At 70.9% G+C, this 17145-nt stretch carries 16 protein-coding genes; 2 read left to right on the top strand and 14 right to left on the bottom strand.

Features of this window, described 5'->3' with window-relative positions:
* Positions 1–97: 97 nt before the first annotated feature.
* The 14 genes from metK to pyrR all read right to left on the bottom strand — a co-directional run bounded on the left by metK (position 98) and on the right by pyrR (position 15025).
* Positions 98–1285, bottom strand: a complete 1188-nt coding sequence (gene metK / locus ABT340_RS03040) for a methionine adenosyltransferase (protein WP_352008956.1) — start codon at positions 1283–1285, stop codon at positions 98–100.
* Positions 1286–1509: 224 nt separating this feature from the next.
* Positions 1510–1878 (bottom strand): hypothetical protein, encoded by a 369-nt coding sequence (locus ABT340_RS03035; protein WP_352008955.1) that lies wholly within the window; start codon positions 1876–1878, stop codon positions 1510–1512.
* Between the two features lie 79 nt (positions 1879–1957).
* A complete protein-coding gene (gene coaBC, locus ABT340_RS03030; protein ID WP_352008954.1) occupies positions 1958–3262 on the bottom strand; it encodes a bifunctional phosphopantothenoylcysteine decarboxylase/phosphopantothenate--cysteine ligase CoaBC in 1305 nt (434 codons plus the stop codon).
* An 8-nt stretch (positions 3263–3270) separates the two neighbouring features.
* Entirely contained in the window at positions 3271–3534 is a 264-nt protein-coding gene (gene rpoZ / locus ABT340_RS03025) for a DNA-directed RNA polymerase subunit omega (protein WP_352008953.1), read from the bottom strand.
* A 13-nt stretch (positions 3535–3547) separates the two neighbouring features.
* Positions 3548–4180: a guanylate kinase gene (gene gmk, locus ABT340_RS03020; RefSeq protein WP_352008952.1), complete on the bottom strand. Its 633-nt coding sequence runs from the start codon at positions 4178–4180 to the stop codon at positions 3548–3550.
* 139 nt (positions 4181–4319) lie between these two features.
* Positions 4320–4643 carry an integration host factor, actinobacterial type gene (mihF, locus tag ABT340_RS03015; RefSeq protein WP_184714603.1) on the bottom strand — a complete coding sequence of 108 codons (324 nt, stop codon included), beginning with the start codon at positions 4641–4643 and terminating at the stop codon, positions 4320–4322.
* Between the two features lie 199 nt (positions 4644–4842).
* Positions 4843–5556, bottom strand: coding sequence for an orotidine-5'-phosphate decarboxylase (pyrF, locus tag ABT340_RS03010; protein ID WP_352008951.1), 714 nt, complete (start codon positions 5554–5556; stop codon positions 4843–4845).
* Complete coding sequence (locus tag ABT340_RS03005; protein ID WP_352008950.1) at positions 5553–6527, bottom strand: dihydroorotate dehydrogenase; 975 nt, start codon at positions 6525–6527, stop codon at positions 5553–5555. Before ABT340_RS03005 ends, pyrF begins: the two co-directional genes overlap by 4 nt.
* On the bottom strand, positions 6517–7392 hold the full coding sequence (locus tag ABT340_RS03000) for a dihydroorotate dehydrogenase electron transfer subunit (protein WP_390037082.1): 876 nt from the start codon (positions 7390–7392) through the stop codon (positions 6517–6519). Before ABT340_RS03000 ends, ABT340_RS03005 begins: the two co-directional genes overlap by 11 nt.
* A 205-nt stretch (positions 7393–7597) precedes the next feature.
* Positions 7598–10891, bottom strand: a complete 3294-nt coding sequence (gene carB, locus ABT340_RS02995; RefSeq protein WP_352008949.1) for a carbamoyl-phosphate synthase large subunit — start codon at positions 10889–10891, stop codon at positions 7598–7600.
* On the bottom strand, positions 10884–12032 hold the full coding sequence (gene carA / locus ABT340_RS02990; RefSeq protein ID WP_352008948.1) for a glutamine-hydrolyzing carbamoyl-phosphate synthase small subunit: 1149 nt from the start codon (positions 12030–12032) through the stop codon (positions 10884–10886). The genes carB and carA overlap by 8 nt, the downstream gene beginning before the upstream one ends.
* A 202-nt stretch (positions 12033–12234) precedes the next feature.
* Positions 12235–13530 (bottom strand): dihydroorotase, encoded by a 1296-nt coding sequence (locus tag ABT340_RS02985; RefSeq protein ID WP_352008947.1) that lies wholly within the window; start codon positions 13528–13530, stop codon positions 12235–12237.
* A complete protein-coding gene (locus ABT340_RS02980) occupies positions 13527–14459 on the bottom strand; it encodes an aspartate carbamoyltransferase catalytic subunit (protein WP_352008946.1) in 933 nt (310 codons plus the stop codon). Before ABT340_RS02980 ends, ABT340_RS02985 begins: the two co-directional genes overlap by 4 nt.
* Positions 14456–15025 carry a bifunctional pyr operon transcriptional regulator/uracil phosphoribosyltransferase PyrR gene (pyrR, locus tag ABT340_RS02975; RefSeq protein ID WP_352008945.1) on the bottom strand — a complete coding sequence of 190 codons (570 nt, stop codon included), beginning with the start codon at positions 15023–15025 and terminating at the stop codon, positions 14456–14458. Before pyrR ends, ABT340_RS02980 begins: the two co-directional genes overlap by 4 nt.
* Before the next feature lie 280 nt (positions 15026–15305).
* Between pyrR and ABT340_RS02970 the strand changes: the two genes are divergently transcribed.
* Together ABT340_RS02970 and ABT340_RS02965 are read left to right on the top strand one after the other, a co-directional pair.
* Positions 15306–15575, top strand: coding sequence for a DUF3040 domain-containing protein (locus tag ABT340_RS02970; protein WP_352008944.1), 270 nt, complete (start codon positions 15306–15308; stop codon positions 15573–15575).
* Between the two features lie 123 nt (positions 15576–15698).
* Positions 15699–17129: an amino acid permease gene (locus ABT340_RS02965; RefSeq protein ID WP_352008943.1), complete on the top strand. Its 1431-nt coding sequence runs from the start codon at positions 15699–15701 to the stop codon at positions 17127–17129.
* Positions 17130–17145: the final 16 nt, after the last annotated feature.

Here is a 17145-nt window from a genome sequence, read left to right as displayed (position 1 = left end):
ACGCGGAGCCGGACACGGTCAGGACCACACGGGGAGAAGGCCGGGAAAAACGGCACGGCCCCCGCGAGGGATGCTCGCGGGGGCCGTGCCTGCGGGGTCAGAGACCGGCGGCCTTGCGCAGGGCGTCGGCGCGGTCGGTGGCCTCCCAGGAGAACTCGGGACGACCGAAGTGACCGTAGGCGGAGGTCGCCGAGTAGATCGGGCGGAGCAGGTCGAGGTCGCGGATGATCGCGGCCGGGCGCAGGTCGAAGACGCTGAGCACGGCCTCCTGGATCTTCTCGACCGGGACCTTCTCGGTGCCGAAGGTCTCGACGAACACGCCGACCGGGTGCGCCTTGCCGATGGCGTAGGCGACCTGGACCTCGGCGCGGTCCGCCAGCTCCGCGGCCACGATGTTCTTGGCGACCCAGCGCATGGCGTAGGCGGCCGAGCGGTCGACCTTGGACGGGTCCTTGCCGGAGAAGGCGCCGCCGCCGTGACGGGCCATGCCGCCGTAGGTGTCGACGATGATCTTGCGGCCGGTCAGACCGGCGTCGCCCATCGGGCCGCCGATCTCGAAACGGCCGGTGGGGTTGACCAGCAGCCGGTAGCCCTCGGTCTCGATCTCAAGACCGGCGAGCACCGGGTCGACCACGTGCTCCTTGATGTCCGGGGCGAGCATCTCCTTGAGGTCGATCTCGGCCGCGTGCTGGGTGGAGACGACCACGGTGTCGAGGCGGACCGGCTTGTCGCCGTCGTACTCGATGGTGACCTGGGTCTTGCCGTCGGGGCGGAGGTAGGGGACGGTGCCGTTCTTACGGACCTCCGACAGGCGCTCGGCCAGGCGGTGGGCCAGCTGGATCGGCAGCGGCATCAGCTCGGGGGTCTCACGCGAGGCGTAGCCGAACATCAGGCCCTGGTCGCCCGCGCCCTGGCGGTCGAGCTCGTCGGAGCCCTCGCCCTCACGGGCCTCGTAGGCGGCGTCGACGCCCTGGGCGATGTCGGGCGACTGCGCGCCGATGGACACCGAGACGCCACAGGAGGCGCCGTCGAAGCCCTTGTGCGAGGCGTCGTAACCGATTTCGAGGATCTTCGCCCGGATGAGACCGGGGATGTCGACGTAGGTCTCCGTCGTCACCTCTCCGGCGACGTGGACCTGACCGGTGGTGATCAGCGTCTCGACCGCGACACGGCTCCGGGGGTCTCCCTTGAGCATGGCGTCGAGAATCGCGTCACTGATCTGGTCGGCGATCTTGTCCGGGTGGCCCTCGGTGACCGACTCGGAGGTGAACAGGCGACGGGACAAGTCAGTGGCTCCTCATGCAGCGGCTGCTGGCGTCTGGGACTTCGGGGCACACGGCACCCGAAGCGCTCGCCGAATTCTAGCCCCACCAGGTACGGCGCCGCGAAATCACCCTGAATCCGGCGTGCCCGAATCCTGACGCCTTGCCGTCCAACCAGCCCAAAATCACACTAAACCAACCCATTTACCGGGATATCACGCTACGGACGGCGACCGGAGAGCAGGGTTCAGAGGTCGGGCAGGGGGTCGGCGGGCAGCGTCTCCGGCGCGAAGACCTCGGCGTCCGCGGCGCACACCACCGCCGCGTACTCCTCGTCGATCTCGAAGACCATCCCGCCGAACTCGATGGCCGCGCTCGAGGAGAACTCGACCGGGCCGAGCCGGGTACGGCGCGCGTGCGTCGCGTAGACCGAACTGGGCATGCCGTGGTCGAAGAACTTGGTGGACATCACCAGGATCGACCGGTCGGTGACCACGATGAGGAAGGCCGCCGTCCCCGGCGAGCTCACGGAGAGGGCGGGCAGGACGTAACTGATGTCCTCCCCCGGCGGAAGCAGGGCGCGGCAGCGCGCCCTGACGGCAGCGGAGACCGGCATGGTCGGGAACCCTCCGGGCGTGACGTTCCAGGTCGCTCCGGACGCAGTATCCGCCGCCGGCCGATCTCCGGCAAGGGAGTCAGGCCAGGCGTTCGGCGACGAGGTCCCAGACCACGTCGGCCAGGGCCTCCTTGGGGCCGCGCGGAATCTCGACCCGGCCGCCCTCCGAGGCCAGCACGACCGCCGCGTTGTCAGGTGTCCCGAAGGCGAGATTCTCCCCGACCTGGTTGACGACCAGCAGGTCACAGCCCTTGCGGGCGAGCTTGGCCTGCCCGTTGGCGAGCACGTCGTCGGTCTCGGCCGCGAACCCCACGATGACCCGCGGGCTCGGCCCCTCCCCCTGCCTCCGGCGCTCACCCAGCTCAGCAAGGATGTCCGGATTTTTCACCAAATGGATAGGGTCGGGATCGGCCGAGGTCTTCTTGACCTTCGACTCGTTCCGCCGCGCGGGCCTGAAGTCGGCGACGGCGGCGGCCATGACCACGGCGTCGGCCTCCTCGGCCGCCTTCAGCACGGCCTCGCGCAGTTCGAGTGCCGACTCGACCCGGACGACCGTCGCCCCCGCCGGATCGGGCAGTGCGACGTTGGCGGCGACCAGGGTGACCTCCGCGCCGCGGGCCAGGGCCGTACGGGCCAGCGCGTAGCCCTGCAGGCCGGAGGAGCGGTTGCCCAGGAAGCGGACCGGGTCGATGGCCTCGCGGGTGCCCCCCGCCGAGACCACCAGCCTGCGGCCCGCGAGGTCGGCGGGCCTGCCCGCGAGCACGCCCCGGCAGAACTCGAAGATCTCCACGGGGTCGGGCAGCCGTCCCCTGCCCGTGTCGGCGCCGGTGAGGCGGCCGACGGCGGGCTCGACGACGAGCGTGCCGCGCTCGCGGAGGGTCGCCACGTTCGCGCGGGTCGCGGGGTGCTCCCACATCTCGGTGTGCATCGCGGGCGCGAGGACGACCGGGCAGCGCGCGGTGAGCAGCGTGTTGGTCAGCAGGTCGTCGGCCAGCCCGTGGGCGGCCCTGGCCAGCAGGTCCGCGGTCGCGGGCGCGACGACGACCAGGTCGGCGCCCTGGCCGATCCTGACGTGGGGCACCTCGTGCACCGACTCCCAGACGTCGGCGGCGACGGGGTTTCCGGACAGGGCGGCCCAGGTGGGCTCGCCGACGAAGCGCAGGGCCTGCCTGGTGGGCACGACGCGCACGTCGTGGCCCGACTCGGTGAACAGGCGCAGCAGCTCACAGGCCTTGTAGGCGGCGATGCCGCCGCCGACCCCCAGGACGACGGCCGGTCGGCGGCGCGGGCCGGGGACCGCCTGCTCCGCCGGGACGGGCTCCGTCCGGGATGGTTCCGCGAGGGAGGAGGGGAGGGCGGTCTCGCCCTCGCCAGGCGTCCGCATCGGCGGGACTAGCCCTCGATCGGCTCTGAGGTCAGCAGACCCTCACTGACCTCGCGCAGCGCGATGGACAGCGGCTTCTCCTGGGCGTGGGTCTCCACGAGCGGCCCGACGTACTCCAGCAGGCCCTCGCCGAGCTGGGAGTAGTAGGCGTTGATCTGACGGGCGCGCTTCGAACCGAAGATCACCAGACTGTACTTGCTGTCGACGATCTCCAGCAGGGCGTCGATCGACGGGTTGGTGATGCCTTCGGAGTAGGCCGCGTTCGTTGCCACGTTGTGTTTTCCCCTAGTTAGGTGAACGTCCGGGGCTCGAAGCCTCGGGAGCATCAGCCAACAAGGCTATCAGCCTGTGGCATACCTCCTGGACGGACGTGTTCACCAGGGAGAGATCGAACTCCTGCTCCGCGGCCATCTCGATCCGGCCCGCGGCCAGGCGGCGGGCGATGACGTCCTCGGGCTCGGTGCCCCTGCCCCGCAGGCGCTTCTCCAGCTCCTGCCAGCTCGGCGGGGCGAGGAAGACCAGCAGTGCCTCCGGCATGCTCGCCCGGACCTGACGGGCCCCCTGCAGGTCGATCTCCAGGAGCGTGGGCACCCCGGCCGCGAGCTTGGCGAGCACGGGGCCGCGCGGCGTGCCGTACCGGTTGCCCGCGAACTCCGCCCATTCGAGCAGCTCGCCCGAGGCGGCCAGGCGGTCGAACTCCTCGTCGTCGACGAAGAAGTACTCGACCCCGTGGGTCTCACCCGGCCGGGGCCTCCTGGTGGTCACCGAGACCGACAGCCACACCTGGGGGTGTGCCCGCCGAAGCTCGGCGACGACCGTGGACTTGCCAACGCCTGACGGCCCTGAGAGGACCGTCAGGCGGTTGCCGGTCGGCCCGGGGAAGGCTCCAGCCCCCTCCGGACCTTCGACCGGGGACACGGAGCCGCCGGACCCGCTCTCAGCGGTCTTCCCCGGAGCCCGACTCCCGTCGGACCACGATGTTCCGGTCAACTCCACAACCCCCCGTGATGCCGTTCCCGCGCCAGGCGCGGATGAGCGTGTCCGTACCGGACCGAGACTAGCCCTCGGCCCCGCCGAACTCACGCTCAAGGGACGCCCGCTGGTTGGCTCCCAGGCCCCGCACGCGGCGGGACTCTGCGATGCCAAGCCGCTCCATCAGCTGCTTGGCGCGGACCTTGCCCACGCCGGGGAGCGACTCCAGAAGAGCCGACACCTTCATCTTGCCGATGACGTCGTCAGCCTGCCCGTCTTTGAGCACCTCAGCCAGAGAGATAGCGCCGTGCTTCAGGCGGTTCTTAACCTCGGCACGCTCTCGGCGGGCCTTGGCAGCCTTCTCTAGGGCTGCGGCGCGCTGCTCAGGGGTAAGGGGAGGAAGAGCCACGCCGGGTCACCTCGAATTTCCTGTCGATGTACTCGGACGGGAAGGGAAACTAGCTGGTCATCGCGCTTCAAGCAACGTCAAGACCAGTTTCTTCCCTTAGAAAATCTACTTCGTCACTTTGTGTAGCGTGAAAGTCGCCGAGTGTCGATGAAACAACCCTCAACTCCGTGTTTTACGGGGGCGTGGATCACATCCCGGATCAGGCGTTCCCACCGGCCGAGGAGAGGGCTCTGCGCAGCGCGGCGGCGATTCCCGCGGCGGCCGCGCCGGGGTCGGCGGCGCCGGTGATCGGGCGGCCGATCACCAGAAGATCGGCCCCGTCGGCCAAAGCCCTCTCCGGAGTCGCTACTCTTGCCTGGTCCTGAGTCTCAGAACCGGCGGGGCGGACGCCGGGGGTGATCAGGGTGACGTCCTGGCCGACCTCTGCCCGCACCGCGGCGACCTCGCGGGGTGAGCACACGAGGGCCTGGGCACCCGCGCCCACGGCCAGCGAGGCCAGGCGGCGCACGGCGTCGTCGGGAGAGCCCTCCAGGCCGACGCGCTCCAGATCGGCCGCGGACAGCGACGTGAGCACCGTCACGGCCGCGATCCGGGTGTCGGGCAGCGCCTCGACGGCCGCCCTGATCATGGCGGGGCCTCCGGCCGCGTGGACGGTCAGGATGGCGGGCTTGAGCCGTGCCACGGCCCTGGCCGCGCCGGCGACCGTGTTGGGGATGTCGTGCAGCTTGAGGTCGAGGAAGATCTGGACGCCGCTGGCGCCCCTGACCGAGGCGATCACCTCGGGGCCGTAGCGGAGATAGAGTTCGAGTCCGACCTTCACGGTGCTGACATGCGGGGTGACCATGCCCGCCCAGCGGGCTGCGGTCTCCAGGTCGGGCGCGTCCAGGGCTACGGCGATGGGTGCGGGCGTCACAGGGAACTCTCCTCCAGGTCTATCCGGTTCCGGGCGGAAGCGCCCGGCGGGCGATGGGCCAGCCCGACCGCGTCGGCCAGCCGGTGGAAACCGCGCGCCGCCAGGAGCTCCTCAAGCTCTCTCAGGACACGCAGGCAGGCGTAGGGGTCGTGGAACAGGGCGGTGCCGACGGCGACGACGCAGGCGCCCGCCAGGATGAGCTCGAAGGCGTCCCTGCCGGTCAGCACGCCGCCCATGCCGATGATGGGCACGCTGGGCAGCGCCGCGTGCACCTGCCACACGCAGCGTACGGCCAGCGGCCTGATGGCCGGTCCCGACAGGCCGCCGGTGACCGCGGCCAGGGAGGGCCGCATGGCCTCGGTGTCGATGCTCATGCCGATCGGGCTGTTGATCATCGAGAGGGCGTCGGCGCCGCCGTCGACGCACGCCCTGGCCACGCTCACGATGTCCATCACGTCCGGCGACAGCTTGGCCACGACCGGCACGTCGTAACGCATGACCGAGCGGACGGAGGCGACCACCTCGGCGGAGGCGGCCCCGTCACGGGCGAAGACCCTGCCCCGGTCCTCGATGTTGGGGCAGGACAGGTTGACCTCGACGGCGGTCACCCCGGGGGCGTCGGTGAGCCTGCGGGCCAGCGCGGTGTACTCGGCGACGGTGCCGCCCCCGATGGAGACCACGGTCCTTATCCCCCGCTGGGCCAGCCAGGGCAGCTCGCGTTCCAGGAAGGCGTCCATGCCCGGCCCCTGCAGGCCGACGGCGTTGAGCAGCCCCGAGGGGGTCTCGGCGACCCTGGGGGTCGGCCTGCCCGCCCTGGGGGCCATGGTGATCGATCTGGTCGTCAGGGCGCCGATCCTGGCCAGGTCGAAGAACTGGGCCAGCTCGGCCCCCGAGGCGGCGCACCCCGCGGCCGTGGTCATGGGGTTGGCCAGTTCCACGTGCCCCAGGTAGGTCCGCATGTCAACCGACATTCCGTGTTCCCCCACCCGGCGCTCCCAGCGCGTCGAACGGGATGGTCCCCACGTCGTCGAAGCGGACGCGCTCGCCTCTGAAGACCGGTCCTTCGACGCACGAGCGCACCATCCGGGTGACGCCGTCGTCTCCGATGACCGGCAGCACACACGTCATGCACACGCCGATCCCGCAGGCCATCCGTTCCTCGACGGCCACCTGCACCGGGATGTCGAACTCGACCGCGACGGCGGTGACGCCGCGCAGCGTCTCCATCGGGCCGCACGCGTAGACCGCGTCCGCCCTGACGTCGGCGATCACACCGGGCAGCACGTCGGCCACTCTGCCGCGCATACCGAGGGAACCGTCCTCCGTGGTCAGGGTGGTCGTCTCTCCCATCCTCCTGGCGCGCAGCGCGCCGAAGACCCGGTCGGCCGAGGCCGCGCCGAGCACGAAGTCGACGCGGCAGCCGCGCTGCTGGAGGGCGTCGGCCACGGTGAACAGTGTCGCCGAGCCGTACTCGGCGCCGACCAGGACGCAGGTCGCGGGGTCGCGGGGCAGCGGGAACGGCCTGCCGAGCGGGCCGACCAGGTCGAGGGTGTCGCGGGCGCGGCGCTCGGCGAGCCAGGCCGTGCCCGGCCCCCTGACGGTGAAGACGAACTCGACCGTGCCGCCGTAGTCGGGTTTGACGTCGTGGACGAAGAAGACCCGGCGCGTCAGCATCGACGTCTGCGGCCCGCCGACGGCGACCGAGACGAAGTGGCCCGGCCTGAACCGCTCGGCGACGCCGGGCGCGACCACGGTCAGCGCGTGGTAGGCGTCGACCCGGCGCGTCGTCAGCACCGTGCCCGTCACCTGCACGGGAGTAACAGCCGTCTCTCTCACCTCCGCCTAGGCGTCGACCCCGCAGGTGTTCTCGTCTCCGTGACGTCCGGTCCCTCGCACGGCGCGGAGCGGGCCCGCGGCCTGCCGCCGCTCACCCGTCCCGCCTGCCGGACGCGCCCGCGGTCCGCGTCCGGCTCCTCATTCTCCACGCCCGGGACCGGTCCTCGTCCGCCGCGGGAGGACCACCGGGCCGAACCGGGCCGGCTCAGCCCCGCAGCCGCCGCGCGTGCTCCTGCAGCGACCGCACGCCCACGTCACCGCGGACGATGGCCTGGATGCCCTGTACGGCCGCCGCCAGCCCCTGGACGGTCGTGATGCAGGGCACGCCCCGCAGCACCGCCGCGGTGCGGATCTCGTAGCCGTCCAGCCTGGGTCCGGACTGGCCGGGGCTGCCGAAGGGCGTGTTCACGATGAGGTCCACCTCACCGTCCAGGATGCGCCCGCCGATGGTCGGCTCCCCGTCGGGCCCCGGCCCCTCGCTCTGCTTGCGCACGACCTTGGCCTGGACGCCGTTGCGGTGCAGCACCTCGGCGGTCCCCTCGGTGGCGAGGATCTCGAAGCCGAGATCGGCCAGCGCCTTGACCGGGAAGACCATCGCGCGCTTGTCGCGGTTGGCGACCGAGACGAACGCCCTTCCCTTGGTGGGCAGCGAGCCGTAGGCGGCGGCCTGCGACTTGGCGTAGGCGGTGCCGAAGAACTCGTCGATGCCCATGACCTCGCCGGTCGAGCGCATCTCGGGGCCGAGCACGGTGTCGACGCCCCTGAACCGGTTGAACGGCAGCACGGCCTCCTTGACCGCGATGGGCGCGTCGAGCGGCAGGGTGCCGCCGTCGCCCTCCGCCGGGAGCATGCCCTCGGCGCGCAGCTCGGCCACGGTGGCGCCCATCATCACCCTGGCCGCCGCCTTGGCCAGCGGGACCGCGGTCGCCTTGGAGACGAACGGCACCGTACGGCTGGCCCTGGGGTTGGCCTCCAGGACGTACAGGATGTTGGCCGACAGGGCGTACTGCACGTTCAGCAGGCCCCGCACGCCCACGCCCCTGGCGATCGCCTCGGTCGCGGCGCGGATGCGCTTGATGTCGTGACTGCCGAGCGTCATGGGGGGCAGCGAGCAGGCCGAGTCGCCGGAGTGGATGCCGGCCTCCTCGATGTGCTCCATCACGCCGCCGAGGTAGAGCTCCTCGCCGTCGAACAGGGCGTCCACGTCGATCTCGACGGCCTCGTCGAGGAACTTGTCCACCAGGACCGGGTGGTCGCTGGCCGCGCCCGCCCTGGCCATGTAGGTGGACAGCGTGCTGTCGTCGTAGACGATGGCCATGCCCGCGCCGCCGAGGACGTAGGAGGGCCGGACCAGCACCGGGTAGCCGATCTCCTCGGCGATCTCCAGCGCCTCCTCGACCGTGACGGCGGTGCCGTGCTTGGGCGCGGGCAGCCCGGCCTCGGCCAGGACCCGGCCGAACGCGCCGCGCTCCTCGGCGAGGTGGATCGACTCGGGCGAGGTGCCGACGATCGGCACCCCGGCGTCCTTGAGCGCCTGGGCCAGGCCGAGCGGGGTCTGGCCGCCGAGCTGGACGATGACGCCCGCGACGGGGCCGCTCTGCTGCTCGGCGTGGACGACCTCCAGGACGTCCTCCAGGGTGAGCGGCTCGAAGTAGAGCCGGTCGGAGGTGTCGTAGTCGGTCGAGACGGTCTCCGGGTTGCAGTTGACCATGACGGTCTCGTACCCGGCGGCCGAAAGCTCGAAGGAGGCGTGCACGCAGGCGTAGTCGAACTCGATGCCCTGGCCGATGCGGTTGGGCCCGGAGCCGAGGATGAGGACCTTGGGGCGCTCGCCCTGCGGGACCTCGGTCTCCTCGTCGTAGGTGGAGTAGAGGTAGGGGGTCTGGGCGGCGAACTCGGCCGCGCAGGTGTCCACGGTGTTGTAGACGGGCCGTACGCCCAGCGCGTGCCGCAGGGCGCGGATCCCGGGCTCGTCGGCGCCGCGCAGCTCGGCGATCTGCGTGTCGCTGAAGCCGTACCGCTTGGCCCTGACGAGGATCTCGGCGGTGAGGTCCTCCGCCTGGCGCACCTCGGCGGCGATCTCGTCGATCGCGTAGAGCTGGTCGAGGAACCACGGGTCGACCGCGGTCGCCTCGAACAGCTCCTCGGCCGTGGCGCCCGCGCGGATGGCCTGCTGCATGGTCCGCAGCCTGCCGTCGTGCGGCGTTCGGCAGGCGGTCAGCAGCGCGTCCTTGTCGCCGGGCTCCCCGGCCCAGGTGAAGGTCGACTCCTTCTTCTCCAGGGACCGCAGGGCCTTCTGCAGGGCCTCGGGGAAGGACCTGCCGATGGCCATGGCCTCGCCGACCGACTTCATGTGGGTCGTCAGGGTCTGGTCGGCCCCGGCGAACTTCTCGAAGGCGAAGCGCGGCACCTTGACCACGATGTAGTCGAGCGAGGGCTCGAAGGAGGCCGGGGTCTCCCTGGTGATGTCGTTGGGGATCTCGTCCAGGGTGTAGCCGACGGCCAGCTTGGCGGCGATCTTGGCGATCGGGAAGCCGGTGGCCTTGGAGGCCAGGGCGCTGGAGCGGGAGACGCGGGGGTTCATCTCGATGACGATCATGCGCCCGGTGGCCGGGTTCACCGCGAACTGGATGTTGCAGCCGCCGGTGTCGACGCCGACCTCGCGGATGACCGCGATGGCGACGTCGCGCATGTTCTGGTACTCGCGGTCGGTGAGGGTCAGCGCGGGGGCCACGGTGACGCTGTCGCCGGTGTGCACGCCCATCGGGTCGAGGTTCTCGATGGAGCAGACGATGACGACGTTGTCCGCCTTGTCGCGCATGACCTCCAGCTCGTACTCCTTCCAGCCGAGGATGGACTCCTCAAGGAGCACCTCGGTCGTCGGGGAGGCGTCCAGGCCGGCGCCGGCGATCCTGCGCAGGCCCTCCTCGTCGTGGGCGAAGCCGGAGCCGACGCCGCCCATGGTGAAGGAGGGCCGCACGACCAGCGGGTAGCCGAGCTCGCCCGCGGCGGCCAGGCACTCGTCCATGGTGTGGCAGACGAACGAGCGGGCCGACTCGGCGTTGAGACCGTGCTCGGCGGCGACCTTGGTCACGATGTCCTTGAACATCTCGCGGTTCTCGCCCGCCTGGATGGCGTCCACGTCCGCGCCGATCAGCTCGACCTCGTACTTGGCCAGGACACCGGCCTCGTGCAGGGCGATCGCGGTGTTGAGCGCGGTCTGACCGCCCAGGGTGGGCAGCAGCGCGTCGGGGCGCTCCTTGGCGATGATCTTCTCGACGATCTCCGGGGTGATCGGCTCGACGTAGGTCGCGTCGGCGAACTCGGGGTCCGTCATGATCGTGGCCGGGTTGCTGTTGACGAGGATCACGCGGAAGCCCTCGGCGCGCAGCACGCGGCAGGCCTGGGTGCCCGAGTAGTCGAACTCGCAGGCCTGCCCGATCACGATCGGCCCCGAGCCGATCACCATGACCGACTGGATGTCCGTACGCTTAGGCACCCTTGTTCCCCCTCGTCGTGTTCCCTGTCTCTTCCTGCGTCGCTTCCATCAGGGCGCAGAAGCGGTCGAACAGCCCGGCGGAGTCGTGCGGGCCCGCCGCGGCCTCCGGGTGGTACTGGACGCTGAAGGCCGGCCTGTCGATCAGCCGCAGTCCTTCGACGCAGTCGTCGTTGAGGTTGACGTGGCTGACCTCCGCCGGGCCGTACGGCGTGTCGAAGGAGCCGTCGAGCGGGGCCCGTACGGCGAAGCCGTGGTTGTGCGCGGAGATCTCCACCTTGCCGGTGCGGCGGTCCTGGACGGGCTGGTTGACCCCGCGGTGGCCGTAGCGCAGCTTGTAGGTGCCGAGCCCGAGGGCGCGGCCGAAGATCTGGTTGCCGAAGCAGATGCCGAAGAACGGCTTGCCCGCCTCCAGGACGCCGCGCAGCGCCTCGACCTGGTGGTCGGCGGTGGCCGGGTCGCCGGGGCCGTTGGAGAAGAACACCCCGTCGGGGTCGAGGGCGAGGATGTCCTCTGCGGTGCTGGAGGCGGGCAGGACGTGCACCTCGCAGCCGCGCTCGGCCATCCGGTGCGGGGTCATCGCCTTGATGCCGAGGTCGACGGCGGCGACGGTGAAGCGCTTGGCCCCGACCGCCGGCACCACGTACGGCTGGGCGGTCGAGACGGCCTCGGCGAGGTCGGCGCCCTCCATGGCGGGGCTGTTCCTGACCCGGGCGAGGAGCTCCTCCACCGGCGCGAGGGCCTCGCCGGAGAAGACGCCCGCGCGCATGGCGCCGCGTTCGCGCAGGTGGCGGGTGAGGGCGCGGGTGCCGGGGATGGCGATGCCGACGACGCCCTGGTCCCTCAGGTAGTCGTCGAGGGAGCGCCTCGAACGCCAGTTGGAGGGGATGCGGGCGGGTTCGCGGACCACGTAGCCGGAGACCCAGACGCGCGAGGACTCGGGGTCCTCGTCGTTGACCCCCGTGTTGCCGATGTGCGGCGCGGTCATCGCGACGATCTGGCGGTGGTAGGAGGGGTCGGTGAGCGTCTCCTGGTAGCCGGTCATCCCGGTGTTGAAGACCATCTCGCCGAAGGTCTCACCTTGGGCCCCGTAGGGGGTCCCGTGGAAGACGCGGCCGTCTTCCAGCACTAGCACTGCGGTCACTCGAACACCCCGATCATCTCGGTCATTGCTCCGCAAAGTATGAAATATCTGGCGCACCTGAGAGGTGTCTCTCCATGATGTGGGACGGCCTCGCGCCACCCGCGGCGACACCCTGCGGCTGCGGGGTCGCGACGGCGCCCTGACGCCGCGGGGGCGACGCCGGGACGGCACAGCCGTACGGCAGGCCCGCTCGGGCCGGGCCTCACGCGATCTTTCCGTCCAGGACGGTCGGCCTGCCGCGCAGGAAGGTCGCCACGACCCTGCCGGGCAGGCTCCTGCCCTGGTAGGGGGTGTTGCGGCTCTTGGAGGCGTATCCGGCCGGGTCGACCTCGGCGCGCGCGGCCGGGTCGTAGAGGGTGACGTTGGCCGGGGCCCCCACCTCGATCGGCCCGCCGTGCTCGGCCACCCGGCCGATCCTGGCCGGGGCGGACGACATGCGCTCGGCCACACCCGCCCAGTCGAGCAGCCCGGTCTCGACCATGGCCTCCTGCACGACGGACAGCGCGGTCTCCAGGCCGATCATGCCCATGGCCGCGGCGGCCCACTCGGTCTCCTTGTCCTCCACCGGGTGCGGGGCGTGGTCGGTGGCGACGCAGTCGATCGTGCCGTCGGCCAGGCCCGCGCGCAGCGCCTCGACGTCGGCGCGGGTGCGCAGCGGCGGGTTCACCTTGTAGATGGGGTTGTAGGAGCCGACCGGGGAGTCCTCGACGAGGTCGTCGGTCAGGAGCAGGTGGTGCGGGGTCACCTCGGCGGTGACGTCCCAGCCCTTCGACTTGGCCCAGCGGACGATCTCGACCGAGCCCGCGGTGGACAGGTGGCACACGTGCAGGCGTGAGCCGACGTGCGCGGCGAGCAGGCAGTCGCGGGCGATGATCGCCTCCTCGGCGACCGCGGGCCAGCCGGTCAGCCCGAGCCTGCCGGAGACCGCGCCCTCGTTCATCTGCGCGTCCTTGGTCAGGCGCGGCTCCTGGGCGTGCTGGGCGACCACGCCGTCGAAGGCCTTGACGTACTCCAGGGCGCGGCGCATGAGCACCGCGTCGGAGACGCACCTGCCGTCGTCGGAGAAGACGCGCACCCGCGCGGCCGAGTCGGCCATCGCGCCGAGTTCGGCCAGGCGCTCGCCGTCGAGCCCGACGGTGACGGCGCCGACCGGGCGCACGTCGCAGTGGCCCGCCTCCTGGCCGAGGCGCCAGACCTGCTCGACGACGCCCGCGGTGTCGGCGACCGGGTCGGTGTTGGCCATGGCGTGCACGGCGGTGTAACCGCCGAGCGCGGCGGCGCGGGTGCCGCTCTCCACGGTCTCGGCGTCCTCGCGGCCCGGCTCGCGCAGGTGGGTGTGCAGGTCGACCAGGCCGGGCAGCGCGATGAGCCCGGTGGCGTCGACGGTCTCGTCCCCGCTCAGGTCCTGGCCGATCTCGGCGAAGACTCCGTCGCGGATCAGGATGTCGGCGGGCTCTCCGCCGAGGATCCTGGCGCCCTTGATGACGATGGTCTTCACTGGATCTCTCCTCCGAGGTCGGCGCCGCCGAGCAGCAGGTAAAGGACGGCCATGCGGGTGGTCACACCGTTGGTGACCTGTTCGACGATCGTCGAGCGGGGCGAGTCGGCCACCTCCGCCGCGATCTCCATGCCCCGGTTCATCGGGCCGGGGTGCATCACGACGGCCTCGTCGTGCAGCCGGGCGACGCGCTCGCGGTCGAGGCCGTAGCGGCGGCTGTACTCCCGCTCGGTGGGGAAGAAGGCGGCGTTCATCCGCTCGCGCTGCACGCGCAGCATCATCACCACGTCGGACTTGGGCAGCACGGCGTCGAGGTCGTAGGAGACCTCACAGGGCCAGGATCCGACGCTCACCGGCAGCAGGGTCGGCGGGGCGACCAGGGTCACCTCGGCGCCGAGCGTGGCCAGCAGGAGCACGTTGGAGCGGGCGACCCTGCTGTGCAGGACGTCGCCGACGATGGTGACCTTCCTGCCGTCGAGCGAGCCGAGGCGGCGGCGCATGGTGAAGGCGTCGAGCAGGGCCTGGGTCGGGTGCTCGTGGGTGCCGTCCCCGGCGTTGACGACGCTGCCGCGCACCCAGTTCGCCAGGCGGTGCGGGGCGCCCGAGGCGCCGTGCCTGATGACGACGGCGTCGGCGCCCATGGCCTCCAGGGTGAGCGCGGTGTCCTTCAGCGACTCCCCCTTGGAGACGCTCGACCCCTTGGCGGAGAAGTTGATGACGTCGGCGGACAGGCGCTTGGCCGCGGCCTCGAAGGAGATGCGGGTGCGGGTGGAGTCCTCGAAGAAGAGGTTGACCACCGTACGGCCCCGCAGGGTCGGCAGCTTCTTGATGGAACGTTCCGAGATCTTCGCCAGTTCGTCGGCGGTGTCCAGGATCAGCAGGGCGTCGTCACGGCTCAGGTCGGCCGCCGAGATCAGGTGCCGCTTCACTTGTCGTCTTCCTTCAGCAGCAGGACGGCGTCGCGGCCGTCGTTCTCCTCCAGGTAGACCTTGACGATCTCGGACTTGGAGGTCGGGAGGTTCTTGCCCACGTAGTCGGCCCTGATCGGCAGCTCCCTGTGGCCCCGGTCCACCAGGGCGGCGAGCTGGACGGCCTGCGGACGGCCCAGGTCGTTGAGGGCGTCGAGGGCGGAGCGGACGGTGCGGCCCGAGTAGAGGACGTCGTCGACGAGGACGACGATCCTGCCGTCGATGCCGTCGGCGGGCACCTCGGTGCGGCCGAGCGCGCGGGCGGGCCGCAGGCGCAGGTCGTCGCGGTACATGGTGACGTCGAGGGACCCGACCGGCACGGAACGGCCTTCGAACTGCCTGATGTAGCCAGCCAGGCGGCGGGCCAGGTGAACGCCCCTGGTGGGGATCCCCAGCAGGACGATGTCCTCGGCACCCTTGGTGCGTTCGAGGATCTCGTGGGAGATGCGGATCAGCGCGCGATTGATGTCGGGTCCTTCGAGGACCGCGTGCGCGCCCCCGCGGGCATGCGAAACGGCATCAGCCAATGCGAACACCACCTTTCCCGCCTCACGGGACGGGTCTTAAAGGAAGCTGACGTCCTCACGTTAGCAGCCGCCCGGCGATGCTCCTGAAGCACCCCCTTGACCCTCCAATCACGACAAACCACACATATAGCCCATATGCCTACAATCTGGATATTTCATGGTATTGATCAACATCTCTGGATGGACGAAGATCTACCTCCCTAGCTTGGCAAAACCCGACAAAGTGCCATTAAAATCCTTCGGGTCATCGTCAGCCACCGGGGAATCGAGAACCATGGGCTTGTCCGCTCGCGAAAAGCGCGCCCTCGACGGGATCGCCGACCGGATCTACAGCGAGGACCCCCTCCTGGCCGAGACGCTGTCGTCGTTCGCGACCGGCGCGGTCACCGCCGAGCCCCTGCCCGCCCGCCGCGGCGCCTTCCCCGGCGTCCTGATCCCCGTCGCCCTGCTGGCCGCGATCATGGCGATCATGGCCGTGCTGCTTCCCCCGATCTCGGGTTCGGCCGCCGAGGTCGCCCCCTCCCCCACCCACGCGCTGACCCGCGGCTGACCTCCGGCTCCGCGCGCCGTCCGCCCTGGTAGGACGGGTTTCACACCTTTCCCCGTTGGGGACCCCATTGGTTATCGGCACCCGAAACGGGCAGTGCGGGGGATGCGTGCCAGGGGGCGTGGGATGGGAGATTCCTTCGGCGACCGTCCGCGAGGGCGCACCGCCGCAGAAGAAGGAGTGATCCGCGACGAGGCGGCCGAGGAGATCGCCGGGGAACACGGCAAACTCGGCCTGCCCGCGGCCATCGCCCTGATCGTGGGCAACATCGTGGGCACGGGCGTGTTCCTGCTGCCCGCCTCGCTGGCCGCCTACGGCACCGTCAGCATCCTGGCCATGGCCCTGGTCTCGATCGGCGCCGTCGCGCTCGCCGTGGTGTTCGGCAGGCTCGGCGCGCGCCTGCCGGAGGGCGGCGGGCCGTACGCCTACGCCAAGGACGCCTTCGGCGAGTTCTCCGGCTTCTGGAACGCCTGGTCGTTCTGGCTGACCGCCTGGATCGGCAACGCCGCCATCGCCGTCGTCTGGGTCAACTACGTCGGCTACTTCCTGCGCTGGGACTCCCCCGCCGCCCGGATCGCCCTGGCGCTCGTCGCCCTGTGGGTCCCCGCGCTGATCAACCTGAGCGGTGTGCGGAACATCGGCGTCTTCGCGCTGGTCACCACGGTGCTGAAGTTCGTCCCGCTGGTCTTCGTCGCGGTGGTCGGCCTGTTCTTCATGCGGGGCGCCGACTTCGGCCCCTTCGTGGCGACCGGCGGCTCCTGGATCGCGGCCCTGTCCACCGCGGGCGCGCTGGCGCTGTTCATCTACTCGGGCGTGGAGAGCGTCACCATCGTCGCGGAGAAGGTCAGGGACCCGGCCCGCAACATCGGCAGGGCCAGCGTCTACGGCGTGCTGATCTGCGCCGCGATGTACATGCTCAGCACGGTCGCCGTCTTCGGCGTCGTCCCGCACCAGGCGCTCGTCGGCTCCACCGCCCCCTTCGCCGACGCGATCAACGCCATGTTCGGCGGGAGCGTCGGCGGCGGCGTCATGGCCGCCTGCGCGATCGTCTCCGGCATCGGCGCCATCAACGGCTGGACCATGCTCGTGGCGGAGATGCCGATGGCCGCCGCCAGGGACGGCCTGTTCCCCTCCGTCTTCGCCCGGCGGTCGCGCCGCGGCGCCCCTTGGGTCGGCATCGTCGCCGGGACCGCGCTGACCTCGCTGGTCGTGTTCTACAACTATCTCGGCTCGGAGGGCGGCTTCGACAGGATCCTGCTCATCGCCACCTTCACCACCGTCATCCCCTACTTCTTCTCCGCCTGCGCCCAGCTGTTCTGGCTGGTCACCGGGGCCCGCGAGGTCAAGGGGGCCAGGCTCGGCCGCGACCTGGCCGTGACCGCCCTCGCCGTCCTGTTCGCCTTCTGGATGACGTACGGCGCCGGCACCCAGGCCATCTTCGTCGGATTCCTGATGCTCCTGGTGGGCATCCCCGTCTACATCTGGACCAAGGCCAGACGCGGCGGGTACGGCCCGGGAGGTGAGGCCGCCGTACCGGCGGCCGGGCACGACCGTTGACCGACCGGCCATCACG

The organism is Streptosporangium sp. NPDC000239, from assembly GCF_040300765.1.
Lineage (GTDB): Bacteria > Actinomycetota > Actinomycetes > Streptosporangiales > Streptosporangiaceae > Streptosporangium.
The sequence above is the reverse complement of the archived record's forward strand: the minus strand, read 5'-3'. Positions and strand labels throughout refer to the sequence as shown.

What these genes read in the sequence shown, in the direction of transcription:
- ABT340_RS03035 (WP_352008955.1), bottom strand. Translation starts at nt 1,878, where the DNA reads ATGCCGGTCTCCGCTGCCGTCAGGGCGCGCTGCCGCGCCCTGCTTCCG.
- coaBC (WP_352008954.1), bottom strand. Translation starts at nt 3,262, where the DNA reads ATGCGGACGCCTGGCGAGGGCGAGACCGCCCTCCCCTCCTCCCTCGCG.
- ABT340_RS03005 (WP_352008950.1), bottom strand. Translation starts at nt 6,527, where the DNA reads ATGTCGGTTGACATGCGGACCTACCTGGGGCACGTGGAACTGGCCAAC.
- ABT340_RS02965 (WP_352008943.1), top strand. Translation starts at nt 15,699, where the DNA reads ATGGGAGATTCCTTCGGCGACCGTCCGCGAGGGCGCACCGCCGCAGAA.